This is a genomic window from Caulobacter sp. GW821-FHT12D05 (assembly GCF_058807295.1).
The window spans coordinates 78,422-94,353 of record NZ_JBXAQO010000002.1; the positions used below are offsets into that span (position 1 = coordinate 78,422).

18 protein-coding genes and 1 pseudogene are annotated in these 15,932 nt (G+C 64.4%); 7 read left to right on the plus strand and 12 right to left on the minus strand.

Annotation, left to right across the window (positions count from 1 at the left end):
- Nucleotides 1-2 precede the first annotated feature (2 nt).
- The 3 genes from AC1RRR_RS07720 to AC1RRR_RS07730 all read right to left on the minus strand — a co-directional run bounded on the left by AC1RRR_RS07720 (nt 3) and on the right by AC1RRR_RS07730 (nt 2,364).
- Complete coding sequence (locus AC1RRR_RS07720; RefSeq protein ID WP_492811915.1) at nt 3-1,133, minus strand: extracellular catalytic domain type 1 short-chain-length polyhydroxyalkanoate depolymerase; 1,131 nt, start codon at nt 1,131-1,133, stop codon at nt 3-5.
- Between the two features lie 128 nt (nt 1,134-1,261).
- Nucleotides 1,262-1,969 (minus strand): hypothetical protein, encoded by a 708-nt coding sequence (locus tag AC1RRR_RS07725; protein WP_492811917.1) that lies wholly within the window; start codon nt 1,967-1,969, stop codon nt 1,262-1,264.
- A gap of 50 nt (nt 1,970-2,019) precedes the next feature.
- Complete coding sequence (locus AC1RRR_RS07730; RefSeq protein WP_492811918.1) at nt 2,020-2,364, minus strand: hypothetical protein; 345 nt, start codon at nt 2,362-2,364, stop codon at nt 2,020-2,022.
- Between the two features lie 146 nt (nt 2,365-2,510).
- On the opposite strand from AC1RRR_RS07730, the gene AC1RRR_RS07735 reads away from it, so the two are divergent.
- Nucleotides 2,511-2,882, plus strand: a complete 372-nt coding sequence (locus AC1RRR_RS07735) for a response regulator (protein ID WP_492811920.1) — start codon at nt 2,511-2,513, stop codon at nt 2,880-2,882.
- A 17-nt stretch (nt 2,883-2,899) separates the two neighbouring features.
- Here the strand turns inward: AC1RRR_RS07735 and AC1RRR_RS07740 are convergent, their stop codons facing one another.
- The 4 genes from AC1RRR_RS07740 to AC1RRR_RS07755 form a co-directional block, all read right to left on the minus strand.
- Complete coding sequence (locus tag AC1RRR_RS07740; protein ID WP_492811921.1) at nt 2,900-3,442, minus strand: DUF1003 domain-containing protein; 543 nt, start codon at nt 3,440-3,442, stop codon at nt 2,900-2,902.
- Nucleotides 3,439-3,849, minus strand: a complete 411-nt coding sequence (locus AC1RRR_RS07745) for a low affinity iron permease family protein (protein WP_492811922.1) — start codon at nt 3,847-3,849, stop codon at nt 3,439-3,441. The genes AC1RRR_RS07740 and AC1RRR_RS07745 overlap by 4 nt, the downstream gene beginning before the upstream one ends.
- A complete protein-coding gene (locus tag AC1RRR_RS07750) occupies nt 3,849-4,370 on the minus strand; it encodes a hemerythrin domain-containing protein (RefSeq protein ID WP_492811924.1) in 522 nt (173 codons plus the stop codon). The genes AC1RRR_RS07745 and AC1RRR_RS07750 overlap by 1 nt, the downstream gene beginning before the upstream one ends.
- A 124-nt stretch (nt 4,371-4,494) precedes the next feature.
- Nucleotides 4,495-5,118 carry a chemotaxis protein CheX gene (locus AC1RRR_RS07755; RefSeq protein WP_492811926.1) on the minus strand — a complete coding sequence of 208 codons (624 nt, stop codon included), beginning with the start codon at nt 5,116-5,118 and terminating at the stop codon, nt 4,495-4,497.
- A 516-nt stretch (nt 5,119-5,634) separates the two neighbouring features.
- Here AC1RRR_RS07755 and AC1RRR_RS07760 point away from each other — a divergent pair.
- Nucleotides 5,635-5,970, plus strand: coding sequence for a hypothetical protein (locus AC1RRR_RS07760; RefSeq protein ID WP_492811928.1), 336 nt, complete (start codon nt 5,635-5,637; stop codon nt 5,968-5,970).
- Between the two features lie 420 nt (nt 5,971-6,390).
- Here the strand turns inward: AC1RRR_RS07760 and AC1RRR_RS07765 are convergent.
- From AC1RRR_RS07765 to AC1RRR_RS07780, 4 genes and pseudogenes are all read right to left on the minus strand, one after another.
- A pseudogene (locus tag AC1RRR_RS07765) lies at nt 6,391-6,504 on the minus strand (integrase); the annotation flags it as partial.
- A gap of 306 nt (nt 6,505-6,810) precedes the next feature.
- Nucleotides 6,811-7,503, minus strand: a complete 693-nt coding sequence (locus tag AC1RRR_RS07770; protein WP_492811929.1) for a DUF6624 domain-containing protein — start codon at nt 7,501-7,503, stop codon at nt 6,811-6,813.
- A 17-nt stretch (nt 7,504-7,520) separates the two neighbouring features.
- Nucleotides 7,521-8,579, minus strand: coding sequence for an MvdC/MvdD family ATP grasp protein (locus tag AC1RRR_RS07775; protein WP_492811931.1), 1,059 nt, complete (start codon nt 8,577-8,579; stop codon nt 7,521-7,523).
- A gap of 59 nt (nt 8,580-8,638) precedes the next feature.
- On the minus strand, nt 8,639-8,848 hold the full coding sequence (locus AC1RRR_RS07780; RefSeq protein ID WP_492811933.1) for a hypothetical protein: 210 nt from the start codon (nt 8,846-8,848) through the stop codon (nt 8,639-8,641).
- A 238-nt stretch (nt 8,849-9,086) separates the two neighbouring features.
- Here AC1RRR_RS07780 and AC1RRR_RS07785 point away from each other — a divergent pair, with 238 nt between their 5' ends.
- From AC1RRR_RS07785 to AC1RRR_RS07805, 5 genes are all read left to right on the plus strand, one after another.
- Nucleotides 9,087-10,178 (plus strand): prolyl hydroxylase family protein, encoded by a 1,092-nt coding sequence (locus tag AC1RRR_RS07785; RefSeq protein ID WP_492811935.1) that lies wholly within the window; start codon nt 9,087-9,089, stop codon nt 10,176-10,178.
- Nucleotides 10,175-10,372 (plus strand): hypothetical protein, encoded by a 198-nt coding sequence (locus tag AC1RRR_RS07790; protein WP_492811937.1) that lies wholly within the window; start codon nt 10,175-10,177, stop codon nt 10,370-10,372. The genes AC1RRR_RS07785 and AC1RRR_RS07790 overlap by 4 nt, the downstream gene beginning before the upstream one ends.
- Nucleotides 10,372-11,598 (plus strand): JmjC domain-containing protein, encoded by a 1,227-nt coding sequence (locus tag AC1RRR_RS07795; RefSeq protein WP_492811939.1) that lies wholly within the window; start codon nt 10,372-10,374, stop codon nt 11,596-11,598. Before AC1RRR_RS07790 ends, AC1RRR_RS07795 begins: the two co-directional genes overlap by 1 nt.
- Before the next feature lie 92 nt (nt 11,599-11,690).
- On the plus strand, nt 11,691-12,866 hold the full coding sequence (locus AC1RRR_RS07800; RefSeq protein WP_492811940.1) for an HlyD family secretion protein: 1,176 nt from the start codon (nt 11,691-11,693) through the stop codon (nt 12,864-12,866).
- Nucleotides 12,863-15,007: a peptidase domain-containing ABC transporter gene (locus tag AC1RRR_RS07805; RefSeq protein ID WP_492811942.1), complete on the plus strand. Its 2,145-nt coding sequence runs from the start codon at nt 12,863-12,865 to the stop codon at nt 15,005-15,007. The genes AC1RRR_RS07800 and AC1RRR_RS07805 overlap by 4 nt, the downstream gene beginning before the upstream one ends.
- Here AC1RRR_RS07805 and AC1RRR_RS07810 read toward each other — a convergent pair.
- Nucleotides 15,004-15,735 carry a hypothetical protein gene (locus tag AC1RRR_RS07810; RefSeq protein WP_492811944.1) on the minus strand — a complete coding sequence of 244 codons (732 nt, stop codon included), beginning with the start codon at nt 15,733-15,735 and terminating at the stop codon, nt 15,004-15,006. The two genes, AC1RRR_RS07805 and AC1RRR_RS07810, sit on opposite strands and share 4 nt — an antisense overlap.
- Nucleotides 15,736-15,932 lie beyond the last annotated feature (197 nt).

A 15,932-nucleotide genomic window follows, 5' to 3' on the forward strand; every position in this document is an offset into this window, starting at 1 on the left:
TTCTATTTCAGCAGGCCAGCGGCCCGTAGCGCCTTGGCGATGGTCTCCTGAACACCGGGCGCGACCGCGCTGACCGCGTCCATAACCACTTGGCCCAGGTGACCACCTTCCGAATCCCCCGATACGGTCGGCATCGCCACGGCTTCCGCGGCAGGTTGAACTGACGCCGCCCGTTTGATTGCCGTATCGATCCCCCAGAACCTGATAATCTCGAGCGACGAGGAGACACCCGCTTCCAACATGAACGGCGCCACCTTGCCAAGCGGGTCCTCGCCCTTGGTCGACAGCGGCGTTCCATGGCCCAGGCCCCGTACGAGATTCATTTCGACCAGTGGTTCTCCCACCGCCGATCGCCAGACCGAGCGTGTCCCGAAGGCATGAGGCTCGACGCGATGCGGGGCCGAAGACAAGCCATGGACGGCGCTCCATTGCTGGGCCAGGTCATGCGCATTTCCCGACTGAACGGTGAAGTCGGCCTCGCCATGCCAGATGGACAGGCGCGGGGGACGCCCCTTCCCTTGCGGCCTGGGGACCAGAGCGCCCAACTCCCCGGCCGCGCGGCCGTCGGCGCGGCTCATCACCCGCAACGCATCCTGGACATTGCGCGCGACGCCATAGGGCAAGCCGCCGATCACCGCGCCGCCCGCGAAGACGTCTGGATAGGTCGCCAACATGGCCGCGGTCATCGCGCCGCCCGCCGACAGGCCGGTGATGAAGACTTGGTCCGCGTTGAGATCATGGGCCGCGACCAGATGCGCCACCATGGACGCGATCGATGCGGCCTCGCCCTCTCCCCGACGAACGTCGCCCGGCGAGAACCAGTTGAAGCAGCGATTGGGGTTATTGGACGCGAGCTGCTCGGCGGCCAGGACCATGAAGCCGAAACGGTCGGCCAGCGTAAGCCAGCCGGCATTGACGGCGTAGGTCTCGGCCGCCTGTGTGCAGCCGTGCAGGACCACCACCAGGGGCGCGCCCGGGAGCAGCCGCGCGGGCCGATAGCTCAGCAGATTCAGCTGGCCAGGATTGGGCCCGAAGGACTCCGTCCGTTCTAGAGCTCCGCCGGATCCTGACGAGAAGGACGATGTCTTGCGCAGCCGCGCCAGCATCGCGGTCGTGTCACCTAGGCCCGGCATGCCGTCATCCTGATCAGCGCAGCCAAATGCTGCATCGCAGTATAATGCTGCGATGCAGCAAACGTGGCATCACGCTTGATCACGTCTTTCGCGCCGCTCCCAGAACTCCGGGAGGCGGCGCATTTCGATCAGTAACCTGGGCGGATCGGGTCCGTCGCCGGACGCTCGGCGCGACGCGTGTCGTCATCGACGGCGACATCGTCGGTCGGCGAGAACGAGCGCGACTCGCCATACAGCGCCCGCTCGCGGCCGATATCGTCCGTGCTGTAGGGCGTGGCGGCCGGATCGAAGCCCGTCCAACCGGTCTGGCGGTAGGCGTCGCCGCGCATCGCCGCATCCACGCCGCGGCGATCGCTCAGGATGCTTTCGACCGTGGCGATCTCGTCGTCATGCGCCTTGACGCTAACGAGGCTGCCGCCGCGACGAACGCCTTCAGAATAGACATTGGCTTCGTCGTCGCTGTGACCCGCGTCCTTCAGCGCGCCCAGGAGGCCGCCGGTGGCCGCGCCGGCGACGGCGCCGACCGCCGCGCCCACGGCGGTGGCCGCCAGCCAGCCGGCCGCCACGACCGGGCCAAGACCTGGAATCGCCAGCATGCCGAGGCCGGCCAGCAGGCCCGCGCCGCCGCCGAACAGGCCGCCAGTGGCTGCGCCCTTGCCCGCGCCATCGGCCGTGTCGTTGTCGCCATCGGTGTGCTTATGGCCGTCGTGCCACTTGTCGGCATTGTTGGAGACCAGACTGATCTTGTCGTGGTCGATGCCGCGCGCTTCCAGATCGGAGATCGCGTCGAGGGCTTGGGTATGGCTATCGAACAGCCGGGTGATCGTCTTGCTCATGATAGGCGTCCTAGGTGTGATGTGATTTGGAGACGGCGACGCGTCGAGACCTAGAGCGCGGTGATCGCGCCCTTGTAGTCGATCGACACGCTGACCTTCTTGCCGTCCTTCATGGCCTCGCCCTGCCAAAGGCCATTGGCGTTCTGGTTCAGCGGGCCAAGCTCGGTGTAGCCGGCCTTCTCGATCGCCATCCGCGCCTGGTCAGCGGTGTAGGAGCTGGCGCCCGGCGTCGGGCCGCTCTCGCCGGTGGTGGGCTTGGTGTCGACGGCGACATTGGTCGGCGCGGCGGCGGCCGACACGGCCGGCCCTTCGACCTTATCACGGTCGGCGTTCTTCTGGCCGCACGCGGCCAGCAGCATCGCGGCCAGCGCGACGCCCATAATCGGTCTCAACATGTCTTGGATCTCCCAGAGGTGGGAAGGGAAACCCTCGACCACCACATGGTTCCAACCTTAGCGAAGCCCAATCTTTATTAATAAATTCAAATTCTTGCGGAACGATTCCCTTGGGAACCTTGCGACCTGCCACCAGTTGCCGTCCCATGACCCATCCCAATCACACCCTCGTTTTGCTGGTCGACGACGAGCCCGTTGTTCGGATGGTGGCGTGCCAGAGTCTTGAAGACGCCGGCTTCCAGGTTATCCAGGCCAATTGCGCCCAGGAGGCCCTGGATATCCTCAAGTCGCGGGCCGACGTGGGCGTGCTGTTCACCGACGTCAACATGCCTGGAGCGTTCGACGGCCTGGAACTGGCCGCGCTCGTCCATGAGCTCTGGCCCTGCATCCAGCTCGTCGTAACTTCGGGACAGGCCTTGCAGGCTCCGGTTCCGGACGATGGTCGCTTCATGGCCAAGCCCTACAGGCTCGACGAGATGGTCGACACGGTCACGTCGGTCGCCCTGCGCCTGGCCTGAATTGAGGGCTACGCCAATTAGGCTCGGCGCGGGTCGCTGGCATTGGCCTCGATCGAGGCGGCCACAGCGGCCGCGTCCGTCGGCTTGGCCATATCCTCGGACTCCGGATCGAAGCGATTAGCCAGACTGGGTTCGTCGCGGCGCAGCGCTTCCAGAAGCTCGATGATCTTGGCGTTCTTCTTATCGGCCAGCAGCGCCAGTTCCAGGGTGAGCTGGGCGCGGCGATCGGCCAGCAGGTCCTCGCGCCGCTGAGTGACAAGGATCAAGAAAGCGACCAGCAGGGCCGCGACCGTTGCCGCCAACTCCAGCCAGGCGAAGGACGGCTGATCGACCTGTCCGCCGCCGCGCCAGGCCGCCAGACCCGCCCAGGCGCAGACCACAATGAGAAGAACGATCACCGCCGCCGGGCGGCCCAGACGATCAGTAACGGCGTCGATCGCGCGCTGCAGGCCGGTGGCGCTGCGATAGTGCTCGCGGTGAAAGCTGGCGACCGCTTCGACGGACTCGGCGACGTGGTCGGAGCGGTTGACGCCGCTCCCATCCTTTTCGGACCCGCTCATGGCGCGACCGTGGCGCGCGCCGCGCGTTCAGCCTTGGCCTTGTCGGCGACCCTGGTGCTGCGCTCGGCGGCGCGTTCACAGCGCAGGTGCAGGGCGGCGAGCTCCTTGTCGGTCAGCTTCTCGATGCCCATGAACTCGTCCTCAGCGTCGGAGGCGCGGATCAGTTCGTCGAGCTTGGTCTGGAGGGCGACGCCGTCACGGTTCTGGGTGTTCTGGATCAGAAACACCATCAGGAAAGTGACGATGGTCGTGCCGGTGTTGATCACCAGCTGCCAAGTCTCGGAGAACTTGAAGATCGGCCCGGTAACGGCCCAGATCAGCACGGATGCGACGCACAGCAAAAAGGCGACGGGGCTACCCGTCGCCTTCGCCGTGGCGTTCGCGAACTTCGCGAACAGCTTGTCCATCAGTGGGCCGCGAGCACCGTGCCTTGCAGGGTCGGCGTCTCGGGGACCGGTAGACCGCCGGCCTTGTAGCTGGCGACCAACTCGGCCTTCTCGGCCGCCATCTGCTCGCCCAGGGCATCCATGTCGAGGCCGGCCTTGCGGGCTTGGCTGAACATGCCTTCGACGCGCTGTTCTTCTTCCTTGACGTGGTGCTCGATCATTTCCGAGAGCACCTTGATCTTGGCGTCGTAGAATTCGTCGTTCGGGCCGCCCGCTTCGATCTCGGCGATCAGCACCTTGGCGCCGTCGTGCTCAACATAGGCTTCCTTCAGCAGGTCCGCCTCCACCTTGCCCTCGCAGGCCGGGTAGAAGATGTCCTCCTCGATCTTGGTGTGGACGGTCAACTCCATGCAGATCTGCTCGGCCAGGGCCTTCTTCTTGCCGTCGCCGGTGGCGGCTTCGAATTTGGCGAAAAGATCTTCGACCTTGCGGTGATCGGCCTTCAGCAGGGCCACGGCGTCGAGTTTGGGGGCGTCAGCCATCGTGTTAGTCTCCATGAACAGCCAGGGAGACTGTCGAGACAAGCAACGGGGCGCTTAGGCGGTCGTTCCGCCTTCGGCAGGACTTGCGATACGTTCGCGAATACCAGGCTTAACGGAGCGCTCGCTAGGCTGGGGCGGTCTCGAAAAGGTCGCACAGAAATGCACGGATGATCTCGTGCAAGGCTTCAAAGCTGCCCAGCCCCAGGACCAGCGCGAAATAGCCGCGCGTATTGATCTGGCGGACGCTGAAGTCGACATGGATCAGCAGGACCACGCGGCCGTCTTCGGCGGGAAACAGTTCGTCCGCCACCAGGATCGAGACGGTCGGTATGGCCACCTTGAAGGTTAAGTTCAACATCGAGCCGATGGTGGCCAAAAGCCCCAGAAGCAGGACGTTGCCGATCTCGCCCAGCGTATCGTCCTGCAGGTCCGCATAATCCTCTTCGGAATAGCCTTCGCCCAGGACAGCCCGCGCCAGCGTATGGCCGTCCTCAGGACCGAACAGCAACATCGTCTGACCGTTCAGTCGCCCGGAAAATGCCTGGCGCACGGCCGTCAGCGTCTCGCCGTTGAAACTAACAAGCGCCCGCGCGGCGTCTTCAGCTTCGTGGACCTCGACGACCGGGACCTTCAGAGACACTTCCGAGCCGATCATGGCCCGCAGTCGCGTCGCCGCGCCGCTGACGGCAATATTGACAAGCTCCGTCAAGGCGTCGCGTTCGAGTTCGGAGAGACTATCGATCGCCATGCTGATGCCTCCCGATCAACGGGGCCCTTCGGATGGCGCCTCAAAGCACCATGCGCGCCGAACCTAGGCCCGCCAAGGACAATCTCCGCCTTGGCAAAATGCACGGCGCGAATCTCGACAGACCTTAAATGAGGAACAGTACGACCGCTTGCTCGTGGCTTGTGCGCCGCGCCCAGCGGGTCGGCGAAACGGCACGGTCGGGCCGCCCTCGAGAACAGCGAGCCGCTCGCGGCGCGGTACTGGCGACATCGCGCCACGAGCTGTCCTTGCCGCTCCTCCAGGAACTAGACATTCGAGGTAGCGCGCGCACCCAAAAATTCGCACAGCCTACCCGTTACGGGCGGGGCGCGGCTCCTGGATGTCACAGCCTCCAACTTGGAATCATGACCGCCGAAACCGCCGACCAGACACCCGCTTCGTCTAGCGAAGATCCAGGGCCGCTTGAGACGTCCTCATCCCGGTACCAGGACTCGCCGCACTCAGACTTTCTGCTAGGTTGGCGCTTAAGGAGTGACCATGCCCGAGACTTGGACCTACATCCTTCACGGCACCACGCCGGTCCCCGAGCCCAACGCCGCAGCCTGGGAGGCCTGGATGAGAGCCTCACTGGCCGACGGCAGCCGCATCGTCGCCCAAACCAATATCGGCGGCCGGTTCAGGGTCTCGACCGTATTCTCCGGCATGGACCAGGACCTGGACGTGCCCGACCGGCCAGATTTTGATCAGCCCGTGGTCTTCGAGACGGCGGTGTTTGAGAATGGGGAGCTCACGGAAACGTATCTGTACGATAGCTGGCAAGGCGCCCAGGCGGGCCACGCCAGGGTGGTCGCCGAGCTAAACGCCAAGGCCTAGGACTCCAGGTTTGGATTTTCTGCCCAACGAACTCGACCACACCTAGCGTCGCCATGATCAGGCTCTAACATAGCCCCATGCTCGCTCGTCTTCTGCGCTCACACGGCAACTATACTTTCGGCGTTACTAGCCTTAACCGAACGCCTGTCGCCGGCCGAGACGCGCCATCAGCGGACATTAGCTTGCTTCCAAGGATTGGACGTTCGGTTGGTCGCCCTCGCAGCCAGCTTGGGTCTTCGGGCACTATGCCAGCCAGCCAAGCGGCCGATAGCAAGCAGCTGTGAAGCCACCGCGCCTGGGATCTCCCCGGCGCTAGAAGGCAGGGCAGCGCCACTTGCTACATTGGCGCGCCTCCAGGCATGCGGCGTTCATCGGAGGGGCGCTTAACTCTCGCCCCGACTGAACTGGCGCCCTAGCGCCTTAGAGATCGATCTGCTCGGACATCTCGAGAGCGTCGTCCGCGTCAATGCCAAGATGCCGAGCGGCGCTCTCGAGCTTCCCATGTCCGAGTAGCGGTTGGCATGCACTCGGGTTGGCGATCATCTCGCAGGTCAGCGCATTGAGGGGCGCCACCTCTCATGACGTTCAGGAGTCGGTGTAAGCGTCCGCGGGCCTGTCTGGCTCCCAGTCAGACCCGAAGTCCGGCCGATTAGTTCCGCCGGCCACGCGGTCGAGATCCGCATCTGTCAGTTCGGAGATAATCTCGGCGCGGCGGCTGCGATCTTCGGGTGTGGTTTCAAGAGCTTCAGACCGGAGAATGAAAGGCCGATCCTTCGGGTTTGATGACATGAACAACCTCCTTTTTTGGGCTGAGAAGAAGCGGGTGTTTGGCGAGAAGGCCTACCTTCCAACGCCCGTGCAAGGACCATAAGTCTTGTCGAGATTGGCCAGATACTCGCTCAAAGGCTCCAGACCCACTTGCCTTCGACGAGCATCGACTTTAGCCGGATCCTCCAGGTTCGCCGGGGGCGTACTCGTCCCCGAAACGCACTGGGCTGCTTGCGTGGCGTAGCGTTGCGGGCGCCCTTCCTGCACGGCGACACGGTCATAGAGATTGGCGTAGCCGTTCGGCGTTTCGACACCCGCGAGCGGCTCCATCTTGGCCAGCATTTGCTTCTGGAACGTCAGATCGTTGGAGTGGTTGACGATCGATACGGCCGCCCGTTCGGCGATGGGTCCGATCTGGTTGCGGCTGAACCAGGGTCCATCGCCGATCAAGGCCTTCAGGCGGTCGGCATGAGCCCGATCAATGGGGGCGTACTTGGCCTTCCAAATCAGGTCGAGTTGCACGCGCTCGGGCTCACTGGCCACTTTACGCAGGGCGATGAAACGCTCGCGCATCTCACGGTCGACCGCACCCATGCCGGCAAGTTCGCTGATCAAGGCCTGATCGGCCTGTATCTGGGCGATTTCAGCTGTCGCCTTGGCGACGATATCCGCCGCCGCCAAGGCGGGCGCGACACCGACCGCTCCGGAGAACACCAGCAGCGCCAGCCAAAAACAAACTCGCTCTCCAAAGCGGCGTAAGCTCATGCCCTGCTCCGGAAACCTTAAGGCGTGGAATCCGCCATGCGCCCCAAGGGCTCCAGATCGCCGCCTGTGGCCGCTTCTGTGAGGCGCGCGGCGATCACGTCGGCGAAATGGCCCGCGACCTCATTCATGTTGAAGAACGACGCGGCGTACCACTGCCCCTCGGGGTTACATTCGATAAACGACCAGCGGCCTTCGTCTTCAATCAAGTCGAAGGCGCCATATTGCAATCCGCTCTCGGCGAGAAAGCGCGAAGTGGCCTCAACGACAAACGGCGGGGTTTCAACATAGCTGTACTGGGCGCCATAGATTTTCCGCCCGCGCGCTTCGCCGCCGTAAAGAATACGCTCGTCAGGACGGAGTTTGTCCTCCAGGCGCCCCTTGATCGCGTAGCTGAAGGCCCGGCCGCGAAAGGCAATAACGCGGTGCTCTACCCCGCGCGGCAGCCTTTCCTGGAAAAGCGTCGGCGCTGCCTCAAACTCGGTGTCCGGGATCGCAGGAACTTCCGCGCCTTCGACGCCCATGGTGAAGAGAACGCGGTAACTGTCTATCTGACCTTCCAACTTCGGGACGTTGCGCACGGCGATCGGCTTGGCCACGATCCGAGCATGACGATCGGCAAACCGCGTCGCTTGGGCCTTGCCGACAAACCAGTTCGACTCTGGGATCACGAAGCCGCATCTGGCGGCGATCTGCATCTGTCGTATGCGGCTGCCGCTCTCGGCCACCGCGCTCAGCGTGTAAATGCCGACATCGTTGAGGGCGGCGGAAATGGTCGACATGAAGCCGCGCCACTCCGAGCGGCGGATAAACTCATCGACTGTTTCGGGAGTCCACACGCTCACCAAGGCGTTGATCTTGACGCGTGTCCAAACCACGCTAGGGCGCGGCAACTCCTCGCCGTCAAACCAGAGCCGTAGACGGCCGTCCTCGCGGACATCAAACCCTATGTCCTGGCTGGCGCAGTGATCGAGGAAGACATAGGGCGCGCCGCGCGCCTTCAACGCGCTGAGCACCGCCATCAGCTGGCCATCGTCGGATCCGCCCATAATGAGCGCGTAGGGTTCTGTTTGGCGCATGCGATCCAGTCCGAATGAGACCGAGGTGAGGGTCGGGGAGGCCCGACCCTCGTGTTTTCTCAGGAGTCTTGACCGCTGCTGGTGTCCTTGCCGCGATCGGGATCCCACTCAGGCGCATAGTCCGGGCGGTTAGTCCCGCCGGCCACGCGGTCGAGATCCGCATCCGTCAGTTCGGAGATGATCGCGGCGCGGCGGCTGCGATCTTCCGACGTCGTCTCGATGGCTTCGGATCGGAGAATGAAGGGCCGATCCTTGGGGTTTGATGACATGAACAACCTCCGTTGTCGTCACGGTCGGAGACGAAAGGCCTCCACACGGAAGGCTAGAAACGAAACCCCACACCAGTCAATCACAAATTGTGATTGACTCTCACTCATTCCTGAGGCGCAATTGCTCTTGACTGTCTCCGAAGCCGAATGGCGACGCTTTCGGATATATTGTTAAGCTTATAATTCCTCGCGCCGCGTAATCCGGATCTTTGACGCGTATCAAGGCTGGCAAAGACGAATGCTTCAAGAATCCGTTATCTGGAATGATCTTTCGTCGACGCCGACACTTTCTCAGATCAATGGATTATTCTCATCTCAATTCGAGGGTTCAGCGTTATTCGCACAGTCTAGCTGCATGGCCAGCGGCTATGGAGTCGAACTCAACCTATCAGGTTCCCTCGACCGCCTGCTGGCCTCTGCCCACGCTGATTTCGGCCCGGCCTGGCGGGTGCTGGGCGCGCTGGCGGACGAGGCCGGACAGGATCTGACCGACCTTGCACGGTCATGCTGGAACCATGCGGCGGCTTTAGGCGAACCAATCGCGCGCGCCCTGGCGGCAGACCCCGACGCATCGCCTCTCGACGACGCGGCCCTGCGCCTGCGGGCGGTGGAGGCGCAGGCCGACGCCCTGCTGCTAGCTCCGCCAGCGCGGGTCGAGCAACTGTCGGACGCTCCAAGGCTACACTATGCTGAGCGCCTGATCGGCGAGAGCGGATGCCGCTACTTGATGGCTATGGCGCGGGGGCATCTGCGGCCGGCGACGGTGCGCACGCGCGATGATCGCCGCGGGCAGCAGCACGGCGGACGGATCGCCGAGGATGTCGGCTTTTCGCCCTGGCGCCAGGACCTGCTGATGAACCGCCTTTCGCGCCGCATCGCCGAAGCTTGCGGCGAGCCGGCGGCCAATGCCGAGAACCTGACCGTGGTGCGCTATCCGCCGGGTGGACTGTTCGAGGCCCACTATGACGCGGCTGAGGCCTCCTACGGCGACGATGGCGTCGGTGACGACGCCTTCGGCCCTCGGACCGTCTCGGTGATCGTCTATCTGAACGAAGGTTATGGCGGCGGCGAGACAGCGTTTCTCGCCCCGCGGCTGAAGATCAAGGGGTTCGCGGGCGACGGCGTCTTCTTCAGGAACCAGCGCCCGGACGGCGCTCACGACGATGACGCCCTGCACGCGGGCATGCCGGTTGAGAGTGGTGAGAAATGGATCGTAGTCCAGTGGTTCCGACGCAACCCCATTCACAGACTGACGATGGCGAACGCCCCGCGAGCCTCATTCGCGGACGATCGCTCCTCCCCGGTCGTTACCGACGCCTTGAGCGCGTGAACCAGTCGTTCGTCTGGACCTGGAATGGCGAGGCCGTGGAGTGTTTCGACACTCAGTTCCGCGACGACGCAATTGGCGAGACGACCTCGCGCGGCAACCGCTCAGGAAATGACTTCGTCAAGGCGCGCGCGGAGGCCGAACGCGCGCATACGACATGGTTCGACGCCGCCGGCCCGGCCCTGGAGCGCCGCTGATGCTCAAGAACCTGATCGGCATCGACGCCAAGACCTTCGACCGCGAGGTCAGAGGGCAGCGGTTCTATAAGGGCGCGGTCGCACCCGAAATCGTCAATGGCCTGTTCAGTTGGAACGAACTGAATGGCGTGCTCGACAATTCCGCCAAGTATCTCAATCGGATCAGCCTGGTGCGCGAGGACTATCGCGCCGATCGCCGGACCTTCGTCGACACCTTGGGCAGCTACGGCAAGGACCGATTGTCGGCGCCCGCCGTGCGCAAGGCGCTGAGTGAGGGCTACTCGATCCTGCTGGACGAGATCCAGGAATACTATCCGCCCGCACGGCTGCTGACCGAGGCGCTGGTCGCCGAGGTGGGCGAGCAGATCGGCATCAACGTCTATGTCTCCTGGACTGGCGACAAATGCTTCCGGACCCACTGGGACGAACACGACGTGTTCATCATCCAGACAGAGGGCGAGAAGGAGTGGACAGTCTATAAGCCGACACGAACCCACCCCACGGCGCACGACGTCGAGTTCGAGCGCCTACGGGACGACCTGGAGATCGCCTGGCAGGGCGCGATCAGGCCTGGCGACGTCCTCTACATTCCGCGCGGCTGGTGGCATCACGCCAAGTCGACCGGGGCAGGCTCGATCCACCTGACGGTCGGCTTCACCGGTCGCACCTGGCTGGACCTGATGAACTTTCTGCGCGATCGCGCCTGCGAGGCGCCGGCGTTCCGCACCGAGCTCGCGCGACCATCGCAGGACGGCGACTATCTCCAGGCCCAGAACGCATTCAAGACGCGCTTCCTGGCGTTCGTCGAGCAGCAGCTCGACCACCAGCTGGTCGATCGGTTCTGGCAGCGCCACTATGCCAGCCTGCCAACACGCTCCCACCATGCCCTGCCCCACGTCATCGAGTACGAGATCTTTCGGCGCACCGACTTCGACGTCCAGATCGCCAGCTTGGCGCCCACCATCGTACTCGAACGGCAGGTCGACAGCGTGGCCCTGGCCCTGGGCGGGAAGCGTTGGGATTTCGCCCTCGAGGCCTATCCCCTGCTCGACGCGTTAGCCGAGGGCGCGCGCAAGCGGGTCTCAGACCTGGCGGCGCTGACCCAGGACGTAATGTCCGCCGACCAGGTCTGGTCCTTCGTCTTTGAATTGGCGAATGAAGGCGTGGTGTGGCTGAATGAGCTTGGCCCGCTGGCCCAGTCCCAGCATCTCGAGACAGCTCGCTAGCGCGAGGCAGACGGAGACGACAGCCAGTGGCAGGCCTTTTCCGTAAGGAGGCTGTCGAGCACGCGACCCGTCGGTTGACCGGGGACGTCGTCTTGACGACGCCGCGATCGCTGAATGCGCTGTGCCTGGGCTTGCTGGGCTTGATCCTGGCGGTGGTCGCAGCACTGAGCGCAGCGCGGTTCGTCCGGTATGAGACCGTCTCGGGCTGGATCGTCCCCGATGCTGGCCTGATCCGCGTAACATCGCGCGGCGACGGCGTCGTGACCCAGGTGCTGGTCAAGGAAGACCAGGCCGTCCGGCCGGGAGCGCCGATCGTGCTCATCAAGCGCTCGACCGACCTGACGGGCGGTGATGCCGGTCCGGTGTTGATGACGGCGTTGGAGGACGAGAGCGCCGCCGAGATCGCCGGCGTCGACGCCGAGCAGCGGCAGGCGCAGAACCGTGGCGCTCAAATCGCCACGAAGATCGCCGACCTGCGGCGCGGGCTGGTCGAGGCTCAAGCCCGCGTCAAGATCGGTGAAGAGCAGGCGGCCATCGCTCAAGAACAGGTGCGACGCGCAGAGTCGCTTCGGCTCCAGGGGTTCCTGTCCGACGCGGCGATCGATCTGCGACGCTCCACGGCGCTGTCGGCCGCGGACAACCTCTCGCAGATGCGCGCCTCGGCCCTCGAGTATCAGAGGCAGATCAACGAGGCCGAACGCGAGGCCGCCAACCTGCCCACGACGCTGGCGGGCCTGGCGGCGCGCACCGAACAACTGAAGGCCGCGGCCGCGCAGAAACGCACGACCCTGGCGGCGGCCAACGCGGTGGCGGTGACCGCGCCGGTGGCCAGCCGCGTCGCCGCTCTGCCGGTCGAGGTAGGCCAAGCCGTTGCAGGCGGCGCCACCTTGGCGGTGCTAACCCCCGCCGGTTCGGCGATGGCGGCCGAGCTCTACATACCCTCGCGCGCCGCCGGCTTCATCCGGCCCGGCCAGAAAGTCCGGCTGATGTACCAAGCCTTCCCCTACCAGACCTTCGGGGCCGGGAACGGTATCGTCCGCACGGTCTCGCGTACGGTGCTGAACCCCACGGAGGCGCCGCCAGGCCTCAAGATTTCCGAACCGGTCTTCCGGGCTCGCGTCGACCTGGATCGGGCGACGGTCCAGGCCTATGGGCGAAGCATGCCCCTGCAGGCGGGCATGTTGCTGGAGGCCGATGTGATCCTGGATCGCCGCCCGCTGCTCGCCTGGGTGCTGGATCCGCTCTATGCCGTAGGGCGGCGTCGTTGACCGAGGCGGTGATCCCCTCCCCCTTCGGCCGCTCGCGCCTGCCCGTGATGCTGGTCTCCGAGGTCGCCGAGTGCGGCCTGGCCTGCTTGGCCATGGTGGCCAGCTTCCACGGTCACGACGTCGATCTCAATGGCTTGCGCCAGCGGTTCAGCATTTCCAGCGCCGGCGCCAATCTGCGAAGCCTGATGTCGATCGCCGACCGTCTGGGGCTTAGCAGCCGCGCCGTCCGGCTGGAGCTGGACGGCCTGGCCTCGCTATCGACCCCGGCCATCCTGCACTGGAACCTCAATCATTTCGTGGTGCTGCGCGAGGTTCGCCGCGGGCAGGCGATCATCCACGACCCAGCTTACGGCGAACGGCGGCTGCCACTTTCCGAGGTCTCCAAGGCCTTTACCGGCGTGGCGCTGGAACTGTTCCCAAGCGCAAACTTCGAGAAGATCCAGGCTAAGGCGCCGCTGCGGATGTCTATGCTCTGGAGCAGAACGCGCGGCTTGGTCGGCGCTGGGGCGCGAATCCTGTTCCTGACCGCAACCCTGCAAATCCTGGCCTTTCTGGCGCCGCTGCAGATTCAGCTGACAGTCGACCAGGTGATCGCTCACGGCGACACCGCGCTGCTGCTGGTCCTGACCCTGGCCTTTGGCGCGGTCGTGGTGCTGCAGGCCCTGACCGACGCTCTTCGCAACTGGGCCGTCCAGCTGTTTGGGAACATGTTCGCGTTTCAGGTGGTCGGCAACCTGATCCGACACCTGCTGCGTCTGCCAACGACGTTCTTCGAGCGGCGGCACGTGGGCGACATCATTTCCCGCATCAACTCCACCTCGGCGATCCAGGACCTGCTGACGCGGGGCATTGTGACCTCGCTGCTGGACGGGGTGATGGCGCTGGCGGCAGCGGCGTTGCTGTTTGCCTACTCGCCGATGATGGCCCTGGTGGTGGTCGTCGCCATGGCGATCAATGGCCTGCTGAGCGCGGTCGTCTTTCCGATCGCGCGCGCGCGCAACGAAGAGCACATGATCGCCGCCGCAAACGAGCAGTCGAGCCTGATGGAGACGGTCCGCGCGGCGACGACGATCAAGATGCTGGGCTGCGAGGCCGAGCGCGAGAGCGCTTGGCGCAATCTCTATGGCCGGGTGATCAACACGACGGTCGCCCTCCGCCGCATCGAGATCATCGGCGTCTGCCTGCAGGCGATCGTGACCGGCCTGCAAACGGTGCTGATCATCTATCTGGGCGCCAAGCTGGTGATCGAAGCGCGCGGCTTTTCCCTGGGCATGCTGTTTGCCTTCTTGTCGTTCCGCCAGACCTTTACCGACCGCACACAGTCTCTGATCCTACAGTGGTCGCAGTTCCGCCTGGCCAAGCTCCATCTGGAACGGGTGGGAGACATCGTCGCGACCAAGGCCGAGACCTTCGAGCGCTCGAGCGAAACGGAATTTGAGGGTCGTATCGTTCTTTCGGAGGTCGCCTTCCGCTACAGCGACGCCGACCCTTTGGTCTTGCGTGATCTCGACCTGAGGATCGAGCCTGGAGACTATCTGGCGATTACGGGTCCTTCAGGCGGCGGCAAGACCACCTTGCTGAAGCTGCTCCTCGGCCTCAATGAAGCCACCAGCGGCGAGGTGCGGATCGACGGGCGGCTGGCCAGTCCCCAGGCTTGGCGGCAACTGCGAGCAGCAACCGGCGTCGTCGCGCAGGACGATCGCCTGATGTCGGGATCGGTCGCTGACAATATCGCCTTCTTCGATCCGGAGCTGAACATGGAGGCCGTGCAAGCCGCCGCGACAGCCGCCCGCGTGCACGATGACATCATGGCCAAGCCGATGGGCTACATGACCATGATCGGCGACATGGGATCGGCCCTGTCGGGCGGCCAAAAGCAACGCATTCTGCTGGCCCGAGCGCTCTATCGACGCCCGCGCTTGCTGATCCTGGACGAAGGCACCGCCAACCTCGATCCCGAGACCGAGGAGATGATCGCCGATCTCGTCGCCTCGATGCCCATCACCCGCATCGTGGTCGCGCACCGGCCAGCGCTCGTCCGCCGAGCCCACCGCGTCATCAGGATCGTCGACGGCCGCATCGCTGACGAAGACGGCGCGTCCAGCAAGTTGTCACCGCTGCCGCTGAAACGCGACCGCTAGCCAAGGCTCAGCGGCAAGGGACCGCAAGCGGCAGTGGTCCAGGCGAAGGCGTCGATGTCCTGGAGGATCTTGGCGGCGCGCCGCAGGAAGGGCGTCGGATCGACGGCGCCCTCGACGATCAGGCGCGAAAACTCATCGTCCAGCGCCTGCGGGAAACAGCCCTTGCGCACCGCCCAAGGTCGTTCGAAAATCCAGCCTCCCTGCCGCACTTGCCAATAGTCGCACAACAGGTCGAGAAACCGGACGCTAGCCCCCAGGAAGTCCGCCGTCCGCGTGGCCTTGCCGCATTTCATATAGGCGTTGACCAGGGCCACGCGCTTGCGGTGCGCGCGCCAGCTCGGCGCGGGGGCGGGCCCAGCCGCCATCACCCGCCGGGCGAAGTCGGCGAACAGGTCGTAAGTGGCCCGGTCGCCGGCGACGTATAGGCTTTCGGCCACGCCAGCCACGTAGAACGGATTAGCCGCCTTTTGGCCTTGCTGCACCAGAAGGTAGGCGTCGGGCAGGCTGACGCTTCCGACTTGCAGGCACATGCCCTCGAAGACCACCTGCTCGCGCAACATGGGCGGCGCGCCGGCCTCGACAATGTAGAGGTCCAGGTCGGAAAGAGCCGACTGCTGTCCGCGGCTAAACGATCCAGCGAGAAAGGCGAACAGGAGAGCCTCGTCGCGCGCGGCGGCGTAGCGCCCGCATATTGCCGCTGCTGTCTCCGACGTCACGACATCGGGCATGTCGATAGGCCAATCGTCGGGAAGAATAGCGCCGTCAGGTCTGGGCTGAGCGAAATTGGACTTCGTCAAACGCTTGCATCTCCCGGACCGGCCGATGCGATCATCATATAAACAGTCGCGCCAGTGACAACCTGAAGTCGCTCAAAAGCGATCACTCATCTCCGCCTGCAAATAGCTGCAAGCAATCGACTTGCAAC

What these genes read in the sequence shown, in the direction of transcription:
- AC1RRR_RS07755 (WP_492811926.1), bottom strand. Translation starts at nt 5,118, where the DNA reads ATGGCGATCGATAGTCTCTCCGAACTCGAACGCGACGCCTTGACGGAG.
- AC1RRR_RS07770 (WP_492811929.1), bottom strand. Translation starts at nt 7,503, where the DNA reads ATGAGCTTACGCCGCTTTGGAGAGCGAGTTTGTTTTTGGCTGGCGCTG.
- AC1RRR_RS07720 (WP_492811915.1), bottom strand. Translation starts at nt 1,133, where the DNA reads ATGCCGGGCCTAGGTGACACGACCGCGATGCTGGCGCGGCTGCGCAAG.
- AC1RRR_RS07760 (WP_492811928.1), top strand. Translation starts at nt 5,635, where the DNA reads ATGCCCGAGACTTGGACCTACATCCTTCACGGCACCACGCCGGTCCCC.
- AC1RRR_RS07750 (WP_492811924.1), bottom strand. Translation starts at nt 4,370, where the DNA reads ATGGCTGACGCCCCCAAACTCGACGCCGTGGCCCTGCTGAAGGCCGAT.
- AC1RRR_RS07740 (WP_492811921.1), bottom strand. Translation starts at nt 3,442, where the DNA reads ATGAGCGGGTCCGAAAAGGATGGGAGCGGCGTCAACCGCTCCGACCAC.
- AC1RRR_RS07780 (WP_492811933.1), bottom strand. Translation starts at nt 8,848, where the DNA reads ATGTCATCAAACCCCAAGGATCGGCCCTTCATTCTCCGATCCGAAGCC.
- AC1RRR_RS07725 (WP_492811917.1), bottom strand. Translation starts at nt 1,969, where the DNA reads ATGAGCAAGACGATCACCCGGCTGTTCGATAGCCATACCCAAGCCCTC.
- AC1RRR_RS07810 (WP_492811944.1), bottom strand. Translation starts at nt 15,735, where the DNA reads ATGCCCGATGTCGTGACGTCGGAGACAGCAGCGGCAATATGCGGGCGC.
- AC1RRR_RS07795 (WP_492811939.1), top strand. Translation starts at nt 10,372, where the DNA reads ATGCTCAAGAACCTGATCGGCATCGACGCCAAGACCTTCGACCGCGAG.
- AC1RRR_RS07775 (WP_492811931.1), bottom strand. Translation starts at nt 8,579, where the DNA reads ATGCGCCAAACAGAACCCTACGCGCTCATTATGGGCGGATCCGACGAT.
- AC1RRR_RS07735 (WP_492811920.1), top strand. Translation starts at nt 2,511, where the DNA reads ATGACCCATCCCAATCACACCCTCGTTTTGCTGGTCGACGACGAGCCC.
- AC1RRR_RS07730 (WP_492811918.1), bottom strand. Translation starts at nt 2,364, where the DNA reads ATGTTGAGACCGATTATGGGCGTCGCGCTGGCCGCGATGCTGCTGGCC.
- AC1RRR_RS07745 (WP_492811922.1), bottom strand. Translation starts at nt 3,849, where the DNA reads ATGGACAAGCTGTTCGCGAAGTTCGCGAACGCCACGGCGAAGGCGACG.
- AC1RRR_RS07785 (WP_492811935.1), top strand. Translation starts at nt 9,087, where the DNA reads ATGCTTCAAGAATCCGTTATCTGGAATGATCTTTCGTCGACGCCGACA.